The organism is Spiroplasma endosymbiont of Dactylopius coccus, from assembly GCF_977110965.1.
This window is the reverse complement of the sequence record NZ_OZ373019.1, coordinates 1,676,731-1,694,972: the sequence shown is the minus strand read 5'-3', so window position 1 is coordinate 1,694,972 and position 18,242 is coordinate 1,676,731. Positions and strand designations below refer to the sequence as shown.

At 23.4% G+C, this 18,242-nt stretch carries 25 protein-coding genes; 8 read left to right on the top strand and 17 right to left on the bottom strand.

Features of this window, described 5'->3' with window-relative positions; all coding sequences use genetic code 4:
* Positions 1-42: 42 nt before the first annotated feature.
* The 11 genes from ACXUB0_RS10765 to ACXUB0_RS10715 all read right to left on the bottom strand — a co-directional run bounded on the left by ACXUB0_RS10765 (position 43) and on the right by ACXUB0_RS10715 (position 6,475).
* Complete coding sequence (locus ACXUB0_RS10765) at positions 43-966, bottom strand: hypothetical protein (RefSeq protein ID WP_458257601.1); 924 nt, start codon at positions 964-966, stop codon at positions 43-45.
* An 11-nt stretch (positions 967-977) separates the two neighbouring features.
* Positions 978-2,036 carry a hypothetical protein gene (locus ACXUB0_RS10760; protein WP_458257600.1) on the bottom strand — a complete coding sequence of 353 codons (1,059 nt, stop codon included), beginning with the start codon at positions 2,034-2,036 and terminating at the stop codon, positions 978-980.
* Positions 2,037-2,038: 2 nt separating this feature from the next.
* The gene (locus tag ACXUB0_RS10755; protein WP_458257599.1) at positions 2,039-2,230 is read right to left on the bottom strand and encodes a hypothetical protein; all 192 of its coding nucleotides are present in this window, start codon (positions 2,228-2,230) and stop codon (positions 2,039-2,041) included.
* Positions 2,231-2,445: 215 nt separating this feature from the next.
* The gene (locus ACXUB0_RS10750) at positions 2,446-2,838 is read right to left on the bottom strand and encodes a hypothetical protein (protein WP_458258639.1); all 393 of its coding nucleotides are present in this window, start codon (positions 2,836-2,838) and stop codon (positions 2,446-2,448) included.
* An 11-nt stretch (positions 2,839-2,849) separates the two neighbouring features.
* Positions 2,850-3,104: a hypothetical protein gene (locus ACXUB0_RS10745; protein ID WP_174480864.1), complete on the bottom strand. Its 255-nt coding sequence runs from the start codon at positions 3,102-3,104 to the stop codon at positions 2,850-2,852.
* 22 nt (positions 3,105-3,126) lie between these two features.
* Positions 3,127-3,333, bottom strand: coding sequence for a hypothetical protein (locus tag ACXUB0_RS10740; RefSeq protein ID WP_174480363.1), 207 nt, complete (start codon positions 3,331-3,333; stop codon positions 3,127-3,129).
* Between the two features lies 1 nt (position 3,334).
* Positions 3,335-3,568 carry a hypothetical protein gene (locus tag ACXUB0_RS10735; RefSeq protein WP_458257597.1) on the bottom strand — a complete coding sequence of 78 codons (234 nt, stop codon included), beginning with the start codon at positions 3,566-3,568 and terminating at the stop codon, positions 3,335-3,337.
* Position 3,569: 1 nt separating this feature from the next.
* Complete coding sequence (locus tag ACXUB0_RS10730) at positions 3,570-4,427, bottom strand: hypothetical protein (protein ID WP_458258090.1); 858 nt, start codon at positions 4,425-4,427, stop codon at positions 3,570-3,572.
* Positions 4,428-4,763: 336 nt separating this feature from the next.
* Complete coding sequence (locus ACXUB0_RS10725; RefSeq protein ID WP_458257735.1) at positions 4,764-4,967, bottom strand: hypothetical protein; 204 nt, start codon at positions 4,965-4,967, stop codon at positions 4,764-4,766.
* Positions 4,968-5,027: 60 nt separating this feature from the next.
* The gene (locus ACXUB0_RS10720; RefSeq protein ID WP_458257892.1) at positions 5,028-5,303 is read right to left on the bottom strand and encodes a hypothetical protein; all 276 of its coding nucleotides are present in this window, start codon (positions 5,301-5,303) and stop codon (positions 5,028-5,030) included.
* A 224-nt stretch (positions 5,304-5,527) separates the two neighbouring features.
* Entirely contained in the window at positions 5,528-6,475 is a 948-nt protein-coding gene (locus ACXUB0_RS10715) for a rolling circle replication-associated protein (protein WP_458258638.1), read from the bottom strand.
* A 191-nt stretch (positions 6,476-6,666) separates the two neighbouring features.
* Here ACXUB0_RS10715 and ACXUB0_RS10710 point away from each other — a divergent pair, with 191 nt between their 5' ends.
* Positions 6,667-7,311 carry a hypothetical protein gene (locus tag ACXUB0_RS10710; RefSeq protein WP_458258637.1) on the top strand — a complete coding sequence of 215 codons (645 nt, stop codon included), beginning with the start codon at positions 6,667-6,669 and terminating at the stop codon, positions 7,309-7,311.
* Here the strand turns inward: ACXUB0_RS10710 and ACXUB0_RS10705 are convergent.
* Positions 7,308-7,799 carry a hypothetical protein gene (locus ACXUB0_RS10705; protein ID WP_338987583.1) on the bottom strand — a complete coding sequence of 164 codons (492 nt, stop codon included), beginning with the start codon at positions 7,797-7,799 and terminating at the stop codon, positions 7,308-7,310. The genes ACXUB0_RS10710 and ACXUB0_RS10705 overlap by 4 nt on opposite strands.
* Before the next feature lie 403 nt (positions 7,800-8,202).
* Positions 8,203-8,523: a hypothetical protein gene (locus tag ACXUB0_RS10700; RefSeq protein ID WP_458258636.1), complete on the bottom strand. Its 321-nt coding sequence runs from the start codon at positions 8,521-8,523 to the stop codon at positions 8,203-8,205.
* Positions 8,524-8,745: 222 nt separating this feature from the next.
* Between ACXUB0_RS10700 and ACXUB0_RS10695 the strand changes: the two genes are divergently transcribed.
* From ACXUB0_RS10695 to ACXUB0_RS10670, 6 genes are all read left to right on the top strand, one after another.
* Positions 8,746-9,866, top strand: a protein-coding gene (locus ACXUB0_RS10695; RefSeq protein WP_458257454.1) for an IS3 family transposase whose coding sequence is annotated in 2 segments (ribosomal slippage) — positions 8,746-9,022 and positions 9,022-9,866 — 1,122 coding nt in all. Because the reading frame shifts where the segments join, the coding sequence is not laid out codon by codon here.
* Positions 9,867-10,088: 222 nt separating this feature from the next.
* Entirely contained in the window at positions 10,089-10,634 is a 546-nt protein-coding gene (locus ACXUB0_RS10690) for an L-threonylcarbamoyladenylate synthase (RefSeq protein ID WP_252319343.1), read from the top strand.
* Positions 10,635-10,670: 36 nt separating this feature from the next.
* Positions 10,671-11,279: a hypothetical protein gene (locus ACXUB0_RS10685; RefSeq protein WP_338958323.1), complete on the top strand. Its 609-nt coding sequence runs from the start codon at positions 10,671-10,673 to the stop codon at positions 11,277-11,279.
* A gap of 268 nt (positions 11,280-11,547) precedes the next feature.
* Positions 11,548-12,417 (top strand): rolling circle replication-associated protein, encoded by an 870-nt coding sequence (locus tag ACXUB0_RS10680; RefSeq protein WP_458258635.1) that lies wholly within the window; start codon positions 11,548-11,550, stop codon positions 12,415-12,417.
* Positions 12,418-12,672: 255 nt separating this feature from the next.
* Positions 12,673-13,793 (top strand): IS3 family transposase gene (locus ACXUB0_RS10675; protein ID WP_458257450.1). Its coding sequence is split into 2 segments (ribosomal slippage): positions 12,673-12,916 and positions 12,916-13,793, totalling 1,122 coding nucleotides; the frame shifts between segments, so codons are not numbered across the junction.
* A gap of 9 nt (positions 13,794-13,802) precedes the next feature.
* Positions 13,803-14,537 carry an IS3 family transposase gene (locus tag ACXUB0_RS10670; protein WP_458258634.1) on the top strand — a complete coding sequence of 245 codons (735 nt, stop codon included), beginning with the start codon at positions 13,803-13,805 and terminating at the stop codon, positions 14,535-14,537.
* On the opposite strand, the gene ACXUB0_RS10665 is transcribed toward ACXUB0_RS10670, so the two are convergent.
* Positions 14,493-14,741, bottom strand: coding sequence for a hypothetical protein (locus ACXUB0_RS10665; protein WP_458258633.1), 249 nt, complete (start codon positions 14,739-14,741; stop codon positions 14,493-14,495). The two genes, ACXUB0_RS10670 and ACXUB0_RS10665, sit on opposite strands and share 45 nt — an antisense overlap.
* A 299-nt stretch (positions 14,742-15,040) precedes the next feature.
* On the opposite strand from ACXUB0_RS10665, the gene ACXUB0_RS10660 reads away from it, so the two are divergent.
* A complete protein-coding gene (locus ACXUB0_RS10660; protein ID WP_458257755.1) occupies positions 15,041-15,253 on the top strand; it encodes a hypothetical protein in 213 nt (70 codons plus the stop codon).
* 79 nt (positions 15,254-15,332) lie between these two features.
* On the opposite strand, the gene ACXUB0_RS10655 is transcribed toward ACXUB0_RS10660, so the two are convergent.
* From ACXUB0_RS10655 to ACXUB0_RS10645, 3 genes are all read right to left on the bottom strand, one after another.
* A complete protein-coding gene (locus tag ACXUB0_RS10655; protein WP_458258632.1) occupies positions 15,333-15,992 on the bottom strand; it encodes a hypothetical protein in 660 nt (219 codons plus the stop codon).
* Positions 15,993-16,188: 196 nt separating this feature from the next.
* The gene (locus ACXUB0_RS10650) at positions 16,189-17,367 is read right to left on the bottom strand and encodes a hypothetical protein (protein WP_458258631.1); all 1,179 of its coding nucleotides are present in this window, start codon (positions 17,365-17,367) and stop codon (positions 16,189-16,191) included.
* A complete protein-coding gene (locus tag ACXUB0_RS10645; protein ID WP_458258630.1) occupies positions 17,315-17,953 on the bottom strand; it encodes a hypothetical protein in 639 nt (212 codons plus the stop codon). The genes ACXUB0_RS10650 and ACXUB0_RS10645 overlap by 53 nt, the downstream gene beginning before the upstream one ends.
* Positions 17,954-18,242 lie beyond the last annotated feature (289 nt).

Genomic DNA, 18,242 nt, shown 5'->3' with positions numbered 1-18,242 from the left:
AACCAACCAAGGTTCTGGTTGGCTCCGACCAATAATATAGGTTTACTCTATTTTAACATCTTTCTTATTTTTCTTAGAATATTTATTTCTATAATAACAAGTACGGCATACAGTATTTTCAGTTTCTTTCTTTTCAGTTTGTAATATATTATCCAACTTATCTAATCCTACTGCTCTAATATCATCAACAGTAAAATCTAATGCTTGTGATTGTTCATAGTCTTTAACAATACTTAATTCACTCTTTAACGAATGAATATAATTTAAAGCACGACTATTATATCTTTGTAAATAAGACCTAGGAAATCATAAACTAAAAGTCATAGTTTCACCACTATAACTAGGTGGTAATCCACCACGTTTAATTATTCGCTTTGTTTGTCTTTTAGATAATACAACTTTATTATAATCATCAACATTAGTATAAATATTTAGTTTAAACTTAACTAAAAATAACAAAATACGCATTCTTTTAACTTGAACAATATATTCGACTTTTTCACGTGCTTGCTTTGGTATTCTATCGGGGTGTTGCTCAATCATATACATAATTCCATTAAAATTATGACCTATTAACTTACAAAACATTCCTAAACTTTCTTGTGTTTCTTTAAATTCGGGTGATAAATCATTACTATTAATTTTCAAACCTAACTCATCTAAAACAACCATATCACACTCTTTAAAAGCATAATTACTATTTAATTGATTAAATTTAAAAACATCATCATAAGAACAACGATAACTATATTCATTACGAACTTTAATAGGAATAGGACTTACTACTCTACCTTTATGTTTTTGTGCTAAACAACAAGCAAGAGCGGATTTACCAGTACGTGGTGGTGCTGAAATAATATAACTACCTACACGTTGTAATATCTTTATATTTTTTCTAGTTATTAAAAATGGATAAAGTATTATTAATAATATAACTCCTAAAAGTAAATAACCATATCAAGGCATTATTTCAACTCCTAACCAACTAAAAATCCTACTGCTTTTAAAAACACTCATAAAGTTAAAACTTGCTCTAAACCACTAGTAAAATCAACATTTAAAACAGAACTAATAGTATCATCAAAAATACGTCTTAATAATCCGTCAAGTTTAGTAAAAAATTCTCTTAAAGGTTCAACTGGTAAAACTTTACCAACAACTCCATAAAGTACTCATCTAAAAGCATTACGTAAATGACCAAAAACATCATATCAACTTGGTCTTTCATATTCAGGATTAAAAGGACTATTTGGTGGCACTGGAGTTATATTTTCACTTGAAAAAATATTAACTTGACCAAAAAAAACATCTGGTGAAAAAGTTGGTCTAATTGATTGACCATGAATATCAAAAAATACTGTTAAATGTCTTAAATTTGGAACACGAATAGGCATAGTAACAAAATTATATAAATCTTGCTGATAAATATCATTATCAACTTTACCTTTAAAAACATATTTTGTATCACCAACATTATCTAAAAAACTAAAAGTAAAATGAGCAGAGAAAGTTTTAAAATCATGATAAGAAAAATAAAACATAAAACCTTGAATATAAAAACTTAAAGGTTTATCAATTTCAAAATTTAACTGTGTTTGAAAATTTATAATACTTTTACCAGTATTAAGAAAACCTAAATAATTAACATTATCATTTGAAACATAATTATGATTAAACATAATACGTGAAAAGTCATCTAATTGTTTTCTATTAAAAGTATAAACACCAGTTCCCATCCTTACCACTTGTGGTAAAACACCAACTGTATCACTAAAATAACGACATGTATAAATACCCTCACCATTTCCAATAAATTCACCACTTACTAATTTTAAATCTGGTTGGTCAATGTCAAAATAAGCAGAATTTCATGGTATTGTTGCTCAATCATCAAAATTATGATATTTAACATGTTTAACCATTTCTTTTGTAATATCATAATTAACAACATTAGGGTCATTTGAAGCAATTAAACTAGTTGGTGCTTGAACAGAAGTATTTACAACAAAAAATAATTTAGCAAACTTAAATCACATAATTATTTACCAAATAAACATTTTAAAATTCACCATGAACCATAAAACAAAATAAATCCAATAAAAAACTGTGTACCATAAACTACTAAATTTCATAAAATAGTAGTAAATTGGTCAACTGGACTACCTATAAACATAGTTCAATAATCAACTATACATTGATGTATTTTATTGTAAATTTCTAAAACACTCATAATTAACACCTACCCAAACAATGACCTAAAAACAAATTTAATACTACGATAAATAAAATTAAAAAATACACCTAATACCAACCAAAAAGTCAAATTAAACAAAATATAAACTTCATCAGTAATATTTGGTTGATTTAAAAATATTTGAATATCTTTACTAGAAAATATAAAAATAAAATGCAATATACTAAAAACAAAATTAGACATAATAACACCTACTTAATATACTTAGGATTATAATAATGTTGTTCATATCCACTAGTACGAGCAACAGCAGTACCTTTTTGTTTATAAGAATAAGTACCACCTTTATAACGTTGAACTGGTTTTACACCAGATTCTCCATTACGATAAGCATTTGCAATATCTTTACCAACACCACCACCAATAGCAACAGCAGATTTACCAATAAATTTAACACCATAACCTAAACCTAATGTTGGTAACATTAATTCGGGTAAAATAACCCTAAATGCAAATCTAAGCAAAATCAAAAATATCATTAACGTACCTAAATTAAAACCTAAATCACCAAGTGGAAAACTAAAAAACTTCATAAAAATTGAAGCAAATAATTGCATAACAGTTGTAATAAAAGGTATAAACATAATTTCACATCCTAATGTCTTGTAAATCTAAATAATCCTAAAATTAAATAAAATACAAAACTAACATTTATTAAAGCAAGAATAGGCAAAGGTAAAGTGTATAAACTATCATAAAAGAACGACTTAATAAAAAGTGTCACAGTATGTAATCCAGCAAAAGAACTTAAATACTGCATATAAATAGTTTGCACCAAAGTATTAACAACTGGTAAAAGTCTACCCAATAAAGGTAAAACAAAAACCAAACTAAAAAATAACTTTACCATTTGCTTACTTCCTTTCTAATTACTAATGTGTTCCATGGATAATATGACCAACAAACTGCTTAATAAATACAAGAACCATAAATACAATTGAAATTAACACTGGTCAATTTGTAAGTGTTCCACCATCGCCAGTAGTAAATACTCAACCAAAAATATAAGTAAAAGCATTTAATAATTGTTGGCCAACACCACCAATCATATTTAATAATGCTGATAATCCAGCAGGCATATTAATCACCCCCTTTCTCTAATTCTTTTTGTTGTTTTTCCATTTCTAATTTACGTTTCTTCTTTTCAAAATCTTTACGACAAAAAATACAATCTGGGTCATTTTCTTTTTCCTTTACATGTTTTTTATGTTTGAATTTCTGTATACACTCATGTATTCAATTACGACAAAATCAAAGTATAAGGCAAAACCCACCAATATATAAAGCATATTTAACAATCTCCTTAAAATCCATTTTAAACACCACCTAACGTATAAGCATAAGAATAATCCCAATTTAAACTTGCTCTATCTAAATTAATCTCCGACATATTATCATCATTTAAATCAACATCAACCATACTGTCATTTGTACTTTGATAATCATTAACACTAGCATTAATTAATCTTGCTCTTTCATCAGTAAATACTTCTTGTAATTCTGTATTATTATGTGTATTTCTTAACGGTAACAATAAAATATTTATAATCTCACTTGCACCGGCAATAATCGTAGGAATAGCAAAATAATTATTAAAATTATTATTAATACCCATAGCAACACCACTACTAATCAAACAACCACCAGTACCCGTATTCGCTATTTTACGTATAATTTCAAATCTATTAGGTATTAATTCAGTTAAACCACTAATAACATTTGCTATACCAAAACTATTTAAAGATATATAAGTATCTCAGTCTACAAAAGGTTTATTAACTATTGGACTAGGTGTTGGTATTGGGGTAGGAATTGGTGGTGGTGTAGGACAAGGTGGTCAAAAACATGGTTCATCTCTTAATAAAAAAACCGACTTATCTACATAATTAACAAACTTAGCATAATTAACTAAACCAATTGTTCCTAATCCTAAAAATATCTTTTTATAACTATTAATAACTTTATTTTTAGTAGTTGGTCTTTGATTAATATTTCATATATCAATTGCCAACTTCTTACTAAATAACAAAGAATTAATAGAACCTAAAATTGGGTCTTTTAAATATTGACCATAATAAGCACTAACTCCTACCATAGCACTTAATGGACTTAATCCAGTTCTTAAAATTTTAGTTAAAGTATAATTACTAGTTTGTTCTAACTCATTAGGCATGTTTACTGTCTCCTCTATTTTTCACTTAATCTTTTTAAAATCTCTTGCAAATGCTTATCTTCCCTAGCATCTCTAAACGCTTTATCAATTAACATATAGTCATATTTAAACTGTTTCCTTTTTTCCATAAATAAAACTCCTTACTTTATATACTAATAAGGAGCATATTTATACTAATTAGAGTAAGGGGCAAAAATACACTAAAAAGTATATATATGCCCCTTATTTAGTTTTTATTTTTTTCTTTTATTTTCTTTTCTTATTCGTTCCATTTCATTAGCAACTCTGTAACACATTTCACAACCATATACTCTTTCATAAGTTCAATCACTACACTTATGTCTCATAATTTAACTTACTTTCTTGTTGTCTCATTGCTTTATTTAAAGCAATATCTAATATACAATTTGGACAATAATAATTTTTAGTATATAAGTTTTGTAAAACTCTTTTGGGACAAATAACTTGGTCACAAAGTTTACACATATAAATTGCTAAATGAAATGCTTGTTCACATGAACAATTATCATTTTTAGCCATAATTTAAAATTAACTCCTAACATATTAATAATTATTTAAAATTACCCTTTTAATAAATAACTATTTTCAATTAGAAAGTCTTTTAATATTACCGCTTAAATCAAGTTCAAGTGAATAAAAATTACCAACTTTTAAATCAACAGTAGATAAACAATTATTAAAATCACTAGCAAATTCTGGATTATATCATTTATCACGTGTTTGACCAGTTGGTACACTCGTTTGTTTGTTTATTTCTACAAATTTCAAAACATCAAACTTCAATGTTTGACCTTTATTATTTTTATCGGGAATAATACGCCCTTTTTCAATATTAACTAATTGAACTTTAAACATAAAAAAACTTAACCTCTCGTATCATTAAATTAAATTTAATAAGTTAAGCATAGTAGGGTAAACCTACGCTTAATAATAATATATCATAAAAAAATAAAAATACAATTAAAAATAAAAAAATGAACACTAGTAAAGATACGAGTAATTACTAATGTTCATTAACCATTATATATATATATATATATATATACAAGTAAAATTATAGAAAAAATTAAGTTTTTTTTCTAATGTAAAACTTTTTTCTTAAAATCTATTTTTTCAACTTTATTACCAAAAACTTTATCTACCCAAGTCAAAACATCTTTATCTCTTTGAATTAAATAACCAATCTCACTGGTTCGTAAATAATCTCTATACGATAAAGCACTTAAATATACATATTTTTCATAATCTTCATAATCTTTAAAATAATCATTTACAACAGTACTTTCAATAATACCACCAATCATAACAGTATCACCATTACTATCTCTTTGAGTTTTAAAATAAAACACATTTGTTGCATTAAAACTTGCTTTAATTATATCTCCAATTGTCAATTTCTTAATACCACGAACTACAATAGGATTTTTACAATTACGACTAAAAGCATAAGCCTTTACACCTACATCTGTTTGATTTAAAGACTTAACATCATCTATTACTTTTGTAACATACTTTCCTAAATATTTAATAACAAATTCATTAGTACCTTTTTTAACTACTCTTAAATCATTAAAACCATGAGTTCATCATTCTGCTAACATACTTTTATGTATCTTTCTATTAAAAATTATATGAAAATGAATAGCACCACGTGACTGATACTCATAAACATAAAAATATTTTAATTCTCCTAAATGCGAAAAACGTTTAGGGTCATTTCACCACTTTTGTAATTTAATAAAAAATAAACCAATATCTTTTTTTGCTTTTTTAACATCTTGCATATTATCTTTATAGGTTAAAGTAACAAAACTTAACATTTTACTATTATAAAAATTATGTAATGCTTTTTGAATTAAATTAGTTTTAGTACGAACAGTACTATTTCTCAATTTTTGCTTATTACCAACATAACATTTACCTTTTTTATTTCCAATATTAGTTAAAAATGAAATAGGTAATACTATATTTTTCACATAACAAGCATAAAAAACCTTTTTAATATAAAAATCTTGTTGAATATCCATATAAAATTCTCGTATCTAGGTTTTTAAAACCAAATTTTATATATTTTAATAACAAACAAATCTTAACATAAAAAATTATAAAAACAAACAATAAAAGAAAAACGTTACTTAATAAATTAATTTTATTATATAATAAATAAACGTTTTTTTATATATAATTAAAATAATAAATGTATTTTAAGGAGTAAAAGATGAGTTTAAAATATGAGAAAAAGTGACAACAATTTAAAAGTAATATTAATAATTCTTTAAAATTAACTACTCATAGGATAGCATTAATTAGTAGTTTATTGGCAGTTACGACATTAATGACCTTATTAGAAACACTACCTATTTTTTTACCTTTTTTAAAAATTGATTTTGGTAATACTATTAATTTAATTGCATTGTTAATTATTAAACTTCCTTATAGTTTGTTAATTGCCATTATTGTGCCTTGACTAAGTTTAATCTTACCTCATTTTCCTTCTGGTAATGCTGAACCAATTGGTGAATTTGCTTATATGTTAAGTACCATTACTTTATTGTTATTATATAGTAGTTTTAAATTATTATTTAAGCAATTACCATTTTGAAAAACGCAATCTAATAATTCTTGAAAACGATTAATGATTATTGAAATACCAACAGTTGTTATTACTTGTATTTTAGTATCATTAATTAGTGCTTTTTATAATTGAGCTTTTATTTTAGACATGTATGGTGCTGGTGATCTTAAAGATAAGATTTGAATTGTATTTGTACCATTTAATTTAATTAAATTTACTTCAGTTTTGCTTTTATATTTATTATTAGTTAGGCCAGTACAAATTTTAGTACAACATTTTAATATTTAAATAATATATTTTAATTGATCTTTTTTTAATTCTATTACTAAAGATTCTTCACTATTTTGTTTTATTTCTGACTCTTCTCAAGGTCTTCAAATATTTACTTCTTCTTTATAATCTTCATCAATTACTAATCGTTCTGAATCACTATCTTCTTCTGAATTATCAAAATAGTTGTTTTCTATTTGTTTGTTAATATTTACTGATAATAAATTTATTGCTTGCTGTTGATTTAAAAATTCTTCTTTATAATTTTGATTTTCATTATTATCACAATTTATTTCTGCAATATTGATGGTTGCTTCTAATATATCTCTTGGAGCTGAGTTGACTGAATGTTTTGCTTTAAGTTCATTCTTTCTTGCTTTTTGCTTTCAAATTCAAATTGTTGTTTTTGAAATGCCAGTTTCTTTTTTGATTTCACCATAACTTTTACCATCTTGTAAATATTGTAATACTTTTTCTTTTATTTCCGGTGTATATTTTTTTGCCATCTTTTAATCTTCCTTTTCTTTTAGCAATTTTATTAAATAAAAATCCTAATACAGAAAAATATCTATATAAGGATTTAACATTATTTAAATTAATGATTAATATTATAATTTATTTTTTTAGTTTTTTATTTGGGAGATTGTCAAAAATCCGGAATAAATTACTTCATACACAGTCTTATTATAAATTTAGACAAGAAATAATTTGGATTTTTATGAAATTATATATTTATCTTACTATTTTTTAAAAGATAATACAACTAAAATACTTATTTTTAAAAATTACTAAAAAATTAAAAAATAAATCTAATATTTATACACAACAAAAATTCTTATTAAAACACATTTAATAAGTTTTATTTTATTTTATTTTATTTTGATTTTTTAAAAAAAGTAAAATTTTAACTTATAATAATTGTATCTCTGTATTTATTTTATTACATTTAAAAATAACCATTTTAATATAAATTGAAATATTATAAGTTCTATCACCAAGCATTTCTTTTAAAACGTGTCAAATATTAGTTTCAGTAAAGCAACCAATATTTCATTTTGCACCTTGATTTTCAATACCTTGTTTATTATTTTTAAAATATTTTTTCTTTAATTTTTTATGATTATCTAATTCTTTATATAAATAATCAATTAATTGTTTATAATCACCATTATTAATTAAATTTTTACAATGATTATATTCTTTTAAATATTTTCCTTTATTTCCCGACATTATTCCAAGATATAATGTTCTAATTAAATGAAATTTATCTAAAACAAACTGTGCACCTAAATAATCAGCAACTTCTTTAATTCATCCTGCACTATCACCACAAATAATAATTTTTGCTTGTTCAATATTTTCATAAAATTTTTGACTGGATGGGTTACACTTTATTGGACACTAATTACGTAGACAAGTGAACAAATTAGTGAAAAGAAAGGAAGTATAATTATGGCCAATATTAACTCATATTCAGATGAATTTAAAAAACAAATAGTAGCTTTATATCAAAGCGGTAAGTCAGTGTCTTGTCTTGCTAAAGAGTACAATGTTACAAGAGCAGCTACTTATAATTGAATTAAGCAATTTACTAATTCAGGTAGTTTTAAAACTAAAGATAATCGTTCTGTTGAAGAAAATGAATTAATTAAATTAAGAAAAGAATTAAAACAATTAAGAATGGAAAATGATATTTTAAAGCAAGCAGCACTAATAATAGGCAGAAAGTAGAAATTATTGCTAAAAATAAAGTTAAATATAAAATTCGCACAATGTGTCGTTTTTTGAAAATATCTAAATCAACATATTATTTTAACTTAAAGAAAAAAGAAAATAAAATCAAAAATAATATGTATGATGAAGCTGTTATTAGTGCTTTTAAAGAAAATAAAGAAGTTTATGGTACTAGAAGATTAAAAAAAATTTTAGAAAACCAAGAAATTTATTTATCACGCAGAAAAATTAAAGAAATTATGAATAAGCATAATTTAATATCAAAATACACTAAATTATCATTCAAAAATCATCATAATAAAGTCAATAATAGTCAAATAACCAATCTTGTTAATAGAAACTTTAATAATAGGGTTAAAAACGAAGTTATTGTTAGTGATTTAACTTACGTTCAAGTTAATGGTAAATGAAACTATATTTGCCTATTAATAGACCTATTTAACCGCGAAATTATTGGACATAGTGTTGGAGTTAAAAAAGATGCATTACTAGTATATCAAGCATTTATGCAATCAAATCGCTGTTTAAAAGATATCCAAATATTTCATAGTGATCGAGGTAATGAATTTAACAATAAAATTATTAATAATCTTTTATTAGCATTCAATATTACTCGATCTTTAAGCAAAAAAGGTTGTCCTTATGATAATGCTGTTGCTGAAGCAACTTTTAAAACTTTCAAAACTGAATTTATTAATGATAAAAATTTTACATCATTAATCCAATTAAAATTAGAATTATTTGATTATATCAATTGATACAACAACATAAGAATCCACAGCACTTTAAACTACTTAACTCCTATCAAATATCAAGAACAAGTGTCTACCAAAAAATAGTCCTAAAAAGTGTTGCCATTCCACATTTTTGTAAAATCATTATTATTAAATTTTTTATCATTAAACCATTAATGAATGATTTTCCAATCTTTAATTAGTAATTTTAAGGTTTATTTTAAATTACAAATATCATTTATAAGTTTTTTATTCATTATTTTGAAACAACTATTATATTTAAAATAATAGGTGTATAATTTAGTTAAAATTTATAGTGGTGTTTTCATGATAACTTTACAGCAAAATCAAATTAAAGAAATTAGTCAAATCATTGCTAATGGCGAAGTGGTTGCTTTACCAACAGATACAATTTATGGTCTTGTTTGTAAATTTAATGATGACAAAGCTATTAATAAAATTTATCAAATAAAAAAACGTGATTATACTAAAGAACTGCCAATTTTAGTTGCTAGTTGAGAACAAGCTAAAAGCATTGGTATAATTAGCGATCAATTACAGTCATTTTTAATAAATAATTTTAGTGCTGGTAAAGTTACTGTTATAGTTTTAAAACAACCTAGTTTAAACACATCATATTGAATAAATAAAAAGACAATAGCAATTAGAGTTAGTGCTTCACATTTTATTCAAAAATTAATTAAATTAACAGGGCCTTTAGTAGCTACAAGTTGTAATTTAAGTAATGAACAACCAATTAACGATTATCATAATATAAACTTGCCTAACTTAAGGTATAGAGTAGCAGGTGAGATTTTAACAAATAAACCATCAACTATTTTTAATAGTTTTAATGATAAAATTATTAGATAATAATTAGATAACAGTATTAAAAAAGGAGATAATACTATGAATTGATGAATAATTTTAATTATTATTGCATGCACAACAATATTGATTTTATTAATTGCACTAATTTTATTAATTAAAAAAAATAAACAAAAGAAAATATTAAAAATTACTAAAGATATAAATACTTTATATAAATATTTAAAATTAAAAAAAATAAATACTAAAGAATTACCAGTTTCAATAGAAAAAATTAAAGAAGATATTTATTATAGTGACAAAGTCATTTTGGGAAAGTATGAAGATCTTAATAAGATTTCTGGCCAAAATATTCTTTTAAAAACTGAATATAGTGATGCCAAAAAATTATTTTTACGTTATAAAATTAAAGACATTAATCTTATCAAATCATCAGATTTTATACCTTTAAATCAAATAGACTTGTTAATTTCACGAAATAATCTTTATTTTATTGATTCTTTTGAACTACAAATAATACCATTAGTTAATGTTAAAAGTATTACATTTTTTTGAGAAAAAAATAATTATATAAAAAATAAACAAAAATATATTGGTATTGAAATTAATTTTCAAAATAAACGTTTATTTTTTCTTTTTAATAAATATGAAGAAGCAATTAGTTTTGCTGTTCATGTTATTAGTTTATAACAATTATTATTTAATAATTAAAAATTTTGCTTTTTTTGTGAAAATGATATAATTATACAAAATATATTAAGTAACACAATTCAATTAAGTAACACAATTCACCCCCGAGTTTTTATTTTTAAATAATTTTTATTTTTTTGTGATAATATATTAAGTGATAATAATATGTAAGATTAATAATAAATATGCGGAGTTTTATATATGGAAGAAAATTTTTATATTAAAAAAAACATTTTATGGTTGTTATGTTAAAAATGTAGTTTTACCTATGGAAGCAATTTTAAGTAATAAACGTAATGTACAAGGTATTAAAAATTTAGGAATTAATGGTAAGAAATTAAAAAATAGTACTATTCGTACTAAGACTAATCTTATTCATCGTGCTTATCATAATTTTTATGATAGTAAAGTTTTAAGTTTTGTTACTTTAACTTATGCTGAAAATATGAAAGATGTTAAACTGGCAAAATATCATATTGCTTTATTTTTTAAACGTTTGAAAAAGTGATGAAATAATCCTAAGCGTGCAAAATATTTAGGTGAGTTAAAATATCTTTATGTTTATGAGTATCAAAAACGTGGTGCAGTTCATTTCCATATACTTTTTAATAGAATACATAAAAGTATGTTGCCACAATGATGACCATTTGGTATTAATGATGTAAGAGTTGTTCAAAAAGGTACTAATGAAAATGTAGTTAAGTATTTAGCAAAATATGTTGTTAAAGTTCAAAATAATATGAAATCTCAAAATATGTTTGATTTAGGTGTTCGTGCTTATGCTTTTTCACGTAATTGTACTTGACCTAAGGTTATTAAAGGTCAAAAAGTAATGTTGTATCAACGTTTAATTGACGCTTCAATTAAGGCAATAAATTCAATGTTTTTTAAGAAAAAGATTGATACTTTTGGTCGTACTATGCTTTTTGGTGGTAGTTTTGATACTACTATTAAAAATGATAGTTTTACTGATTATAATAATTATATTTCAATTGATAGTGTACGTTGTAGAAATGCGGTTAAGCAGTTTGACCCATGGACATTTAAAAAAGAAAAATTGTTGAATTTTTTAGATAAAGTTTTTGGTAATAAAGTTGAAAAAATATTTATTGAAAGCAAGAAAAGAATTTTACATTAATTTTATATAAAACACTTGTATATATATATGTATATATATATATAATGGTTAATGGATATTAGTAATTACCGCATATTTTTACTAATATCTATTTTGTCATATTTATTGACATTTTTTTGTTTTATGTATATTTATAATTAAGATACTTTTGTTATCTTAACTTAGTTACATATTAGTAATGGATGGGTTACACTTTATTGGACACTAATTACGTAGACAAGTGAACAAATTAGTGAAAAGAAAGGAAGTATAATTATGGCCAATATTAACTCATATTCAGATGAATTTAAAAAACAAATAGTAGCTTTATATCAAAGCGGTAAGTCAGTGTCTTGTCTTGCTAAAGAGTACAATGTTACAAGAGCAGCTACTTATAATTGAATTAAGCAATTTACTAATTCAGGTAGTTTTAAAACTAAAGATAATCGTTCTGTTGAAGAAAATGAATTAATTAAATTAAGAAAAGAATTAAAACAATTAAGAATGGAAAATGATATTTTAAAGCAAGCAGCACTAATAATAGGCAGAAAGTAGAAATTATTGCTAAAAATAAAGTTAAATATAAAATTCGCACAATGTGTCGTTTTTTGAAAATATCTAAATCAACATATTATTTTAACTTAAAGAAAAAAGAAAATAAAATCAAAAATAATATGTATGATGAAGCTGTTATTAGTGCTTTTAAAGAAAATAAAGAAGTTTATGGTACTAGAAGATTAAAAAAAATTTTAGAAAACCAAGAAATTTATTTATCACGCAGAAAAATTAAAGAAATTATGAATAAGCATAATTTAATATCAAAATACACTAAATTATCATTCAAAAATCATCATAATAAAGTCAATAATAGTCAAATAACCAATCTTGTTAATAGAAACTTTAATAATAGGGTTAAAAATGAAGTTATTGTTAGTGATTTAACTTACGTTCAAGTTAATGGTAAATGAAACTATATTTGCCTATTAATAGACCTATTTAACCGCGAAATTATTGGACATAGTGTTGGAGTTAAAAAAGATGCATTACTAGTATATCAAGCATTTATGCAATCAAATCGCTGTTTAAAAGATATCCAAATATTTCATAGTGATCGAGGTAATGAATTTAACAATAAAATTATTAATAATCTTTTATTAGCATTCAATATTACTCGATCTTTAAGCAAAAAAGGTTGTCCTTATGATAATGCTGTTGCTGAAGCAACTTTTAAAACTTTCAAAACTGAATTTATTAATGATAAAAATTTTACATCATTAATCCAATTAAAATTAGAATTATTTGATTATATCAATTGATACAACAACATAAGAATCCACAGCACTTTAAACTACTTAACTCCTATCAAATATCAAGAACAAGTGTCTACCAAAAAATAGTCCTAAAAAGTGTTGCCATTCCAGTATGATGAAGCTGTTATTAGTGCTTTTAAAGAAAATAAAGAAGTTTATGGTACTAGAAGATTAAAAAAAATTTTAGAAAACCAAGAAATTTATTTATCACGCAGAAAAATTAAAGAAATTATGAATAAGCATAATTTAATATCAAAATACACTAAATTATCATTCAAAAATCATCATAATAAAGTCAATAATAGTCAAATAACCAATCTTGTTAATAGAAACTTTAATAATAGGGTTAAAAATGAAGTTATTGTTAGTGATTTAACTTACGTTCAAGTTAATGGTAAATGAAACTATATTTGCCTATTAATAGACCTATTTAACCGCGAAATTATTGGACATAGTGTTGGAGTTAAAAAAGATGCATTACTAGTATATCAAGCATTTATGCAATCAAATCGCTGTTTAAAAGATATCCAAATATTTCATAGTGATCGAGGTAATGAATTTAACAATAAAATTATTAATAATCTTTTATTAGCATTCAATATTACTCGATCTTTAAGCAAAAAAGGTTGTCCTTATGATAATGCTGTTGCTGAAGCAACTTTTAAAACTTTCAAAACTGAATTTATTAATGATAAAAATTTTACATCATTAATCCAATTAAAATTAGAATTATTTGATTATATCAATTGATACAACAACATAAGAATCCACAGCACTTTAAACTACTTAACTCCTATCAAATATCAAGAACAAGTGTCTACCAAAAAATAGTCCTAAAAAGTGTTGCCATTCCACCATTCCATATAATGTTTTTCTTGTTCGATATTGATAATCAACAATTTTATATTTCTTTTTATCTCTTGTTTTAAATATTCTTCAATCTCATTTTTCTAATTTATTTGTTATATGTTCTAAAACTAGTTTATCAATTTTGGCATATTGTTCTCTAAAATTTCATTTATAATTAAAATTCAAATTTACTTCTCCTAACTATTTTAAAAAATCTAAATTTATTGTAAATATATTTAAAAAATTAATTTACTTAATTATTATATAAATATATAAGTGTAATTTTAAATAAAATAAAAATTATTTAAAAAACCACTTTCATATTTAAAATATAATAAACAATTTCAATATAATTAATAGTATAGGTATCACAAAATAAACGCCTTTAATTTAGGCGTTATTTTGCATTTAAAAGCATACTTGTAAAAATAATGAAAAATAGTACAATTTATAAGTAAAATTAAGGAAAAAAGGAGAAATTTAATATGAAAACATGAATAAAAACAAATTTAAGTAAAATAACATTAGCATTAGCACTAACTGGTGCTATAAGTGGAGTAACTGGTTTAATAATTGGTTCACTAGCACATAATCAAACTAATGGTTATAAATCATATTTAGGACATGACTATACAGTCTACTGGGGGGGACTAAATCAACAATATGGTCATATAAAACAAAAGACAAATATAAAATAAGTTTATATTTTGGTATTAAACCGCTTGATAGTACTGATATAAAATGAGATGGTATTTATCCTGATGGATATTTTGATAATTAAATTTCTAAATTTATATAAGAAACATTTTCATTATATTTATCAAATAAATTAATATTTTGTAAGTTTATTTCTTGTTTATTAGTTATTAAAAGTAAATCATAATTACCAGCACCAAAAATACCACTAATCTCAACTCGATTTAAGTTAGTAATTGGATTTTCAATTTGTAATTCAAATTCATTATTATTATCAATTTTTGAAATTTCTTTATAAAATTCTAATTTAGAAAATAATTGGGATTTATTTGAACCATATAAATTTAATAAATTTTCAAGTTTAATTTTTTCAATAATTACTCTTGTAAAATATTTTCCATATTCACCATTACCTAATGTTCAATCAGCAGGAATTAATGAAGGTATGTTATTTGTTTCTAATTCATTTGTAATAGATAATCAATTAAATTGATTATCATCTAATTTAAATAATTCATTTTGACTAATATCATTATTTGTTAATTTAATATTATTGATATCTGTAAAATCAAAATATGCAAATTTTAATATTACTTTTACATCTTTAAATTGTCAAATATCATCAGGTGTAGGATGTATTGGACTTGATTTTAATTCGAAATAATAAGGTAATAAAATTTTATTATCATCATTCAAACCTTTATTTATTGATAATATTGAATAAATATATTCTGATAACATGATAAATATTTGCTTGAAAATTTTTATTTGTTTTAAATTAATATAATTTGGATAATCTAATTTTCATTGTTTAAATAAATTAGTAATAACATCTTCGGGCTTTTGTCCTTCAAATTTTGCTCGTAATTTTGCTATTTCATTTTTTGGTTTACCATTTTTGTCTTCATATGTAGCACCTTCAAAATTTCTATTATAGTTATATGTATAAACTTAGCATATCTAATAAAAGTTGCTGTAAACTATCATTAGTTGGTGCATCTTTAATTTCAATTTCAATATCATCAAATCTATTATTAGTTGCAACATATTGATAAAATTGACTTTCACCTACAAAATCTCAAACTTCTTTATCTTTTAATTCTTTTTGACTTTTTAGTGGTCATTTACCACCTAAAACATTACTAAACTCATATCCTAATCAAGCATGTGTAACTCTTGCGTTTTTAATAACTTCTCTTCTTGTTTCAGTTCCAGTACTAATTTTAATCAAATCTAAAACTGATTTTTCTTGTCCTATAAATTGTTTTGCTAAATTTCATGGTAATATTTGTTCACTAAATCATTGTTGTAATATTCTAACTTTTGGTTGAATTTCAATAGGCATTGATAATAGCGGAAATGCTATCTTATCTTTAACAAATAACTTTGGGTATACTTCCATATTGTCAACTTCACCAAGTACCTTTATATTGCCGAAAATCATGCTTCTAGGGGCTTTAATTTTTAAACCAATTACTTTTGTATCTTTGTCTAATGGTTTTTGTAATTTAATAATAATTGGATAACCATCTCTTGTTTTAAAATCTTTAATTTTAATAATAGTAATACTTTTAGTACTTCTTGTTTTTGGATTTTGATAAGGTTGAGAATAGTTATTAATGATATATAAATTATCAATATTATTTTCAGTTAATGGTTCATTAATAGATACAGCATATAACTTAAATTGATTTAATAAATTTATTTCTTGAAATATTAAATTTTTAATATCAGTCATACTATATTCAATAGTATTATCATTAATATTTGTACTTGCTCTTTGATTTAATTGCATAGTAAAGTCTGATGTTTCAGCAGCAGTAGTTTTTAATACTTTATCAATATCAATAAAACCAATTTTAATAGTATTTGCTGAAAATCTTAAATTATTATTTTCATTATTTTTAAATAAACGTTCAATTTCATAAATATATAAAGTTCTTAGTTTAAATTCATCATATGCTCTTTTAAGCTCAGGGTCACCTTTGCTACTCATAAGATTAGTAAAGTCATAAGGAATATTGTCAATTAAATAATCATTTTCTACTTCTGCTTGATTAAGTTTAGTTTGTTTCTGTGGAAACTTCGTTTGTGGTTTGTTGTTTTGATTGTCCATTGTTTTCTCCTATTAATTGGTTATTTTCGGGATTAAATAATTTTAATCTCACTGTTAAATTATTAATTTCTTGTTCATCATTAATGTTAAATGTTTTACTATTTAATAAATCTTTATCTAAACGTACTAATATTTGAATAAATTTAAGAATATCAATATTAAATTGTCATAACTTTTGTTCAATATAATTAATAGTTGAAATATTTACAGCTGTACTTTCTGGTACTGATTGTTGTGCAGATTTCTTTTGACTTGGAATATGAATGCCACAACGTTTAAATATTTCATTAACATTTCAATCATATATATCTGTTAAATTCTTACCTTTAAAATTACTACTTGTCATATTGATATTTTCATTTTGTTCATTATTATCTCCGCCACTTTTAAAAATATAATTTTTAGTAACTAATATTCTTACAGCATCTTCTAATAAATCTTTTACATTACCATAAGTTGAATTAAAAATAAACTTTGGTGAGTTTAAAATTGTATCTAAAACAATTTGTTCATAAATAACATCTAATGCTTTAATTTTATCCATTACTTTATTACAATCTGCTAATTCATTTGCTTTATTTCGCATAATTGCTATTGGTATATAGTTAATATTTAGTATTTGTTCTTGTGCTAAATTAGGGTTATTAATGAACGATTTAAAATCTAGTGGAAATTGTTTTTTGCTATCATTAACACTATAAATTGCACGATTAATAGTTACTTGTTCATTATTTAATGTATAAACTTCAAATAATCTTAGAACCTGTTTGGAATCTTTTAAACATAATTAAACTAAAAAAGGGAATAATTATTTCTAACCTGACAGTTAATTAACATTTTATTTTCTTTGTCATTTTTTTGTTAAAAAGATTTTA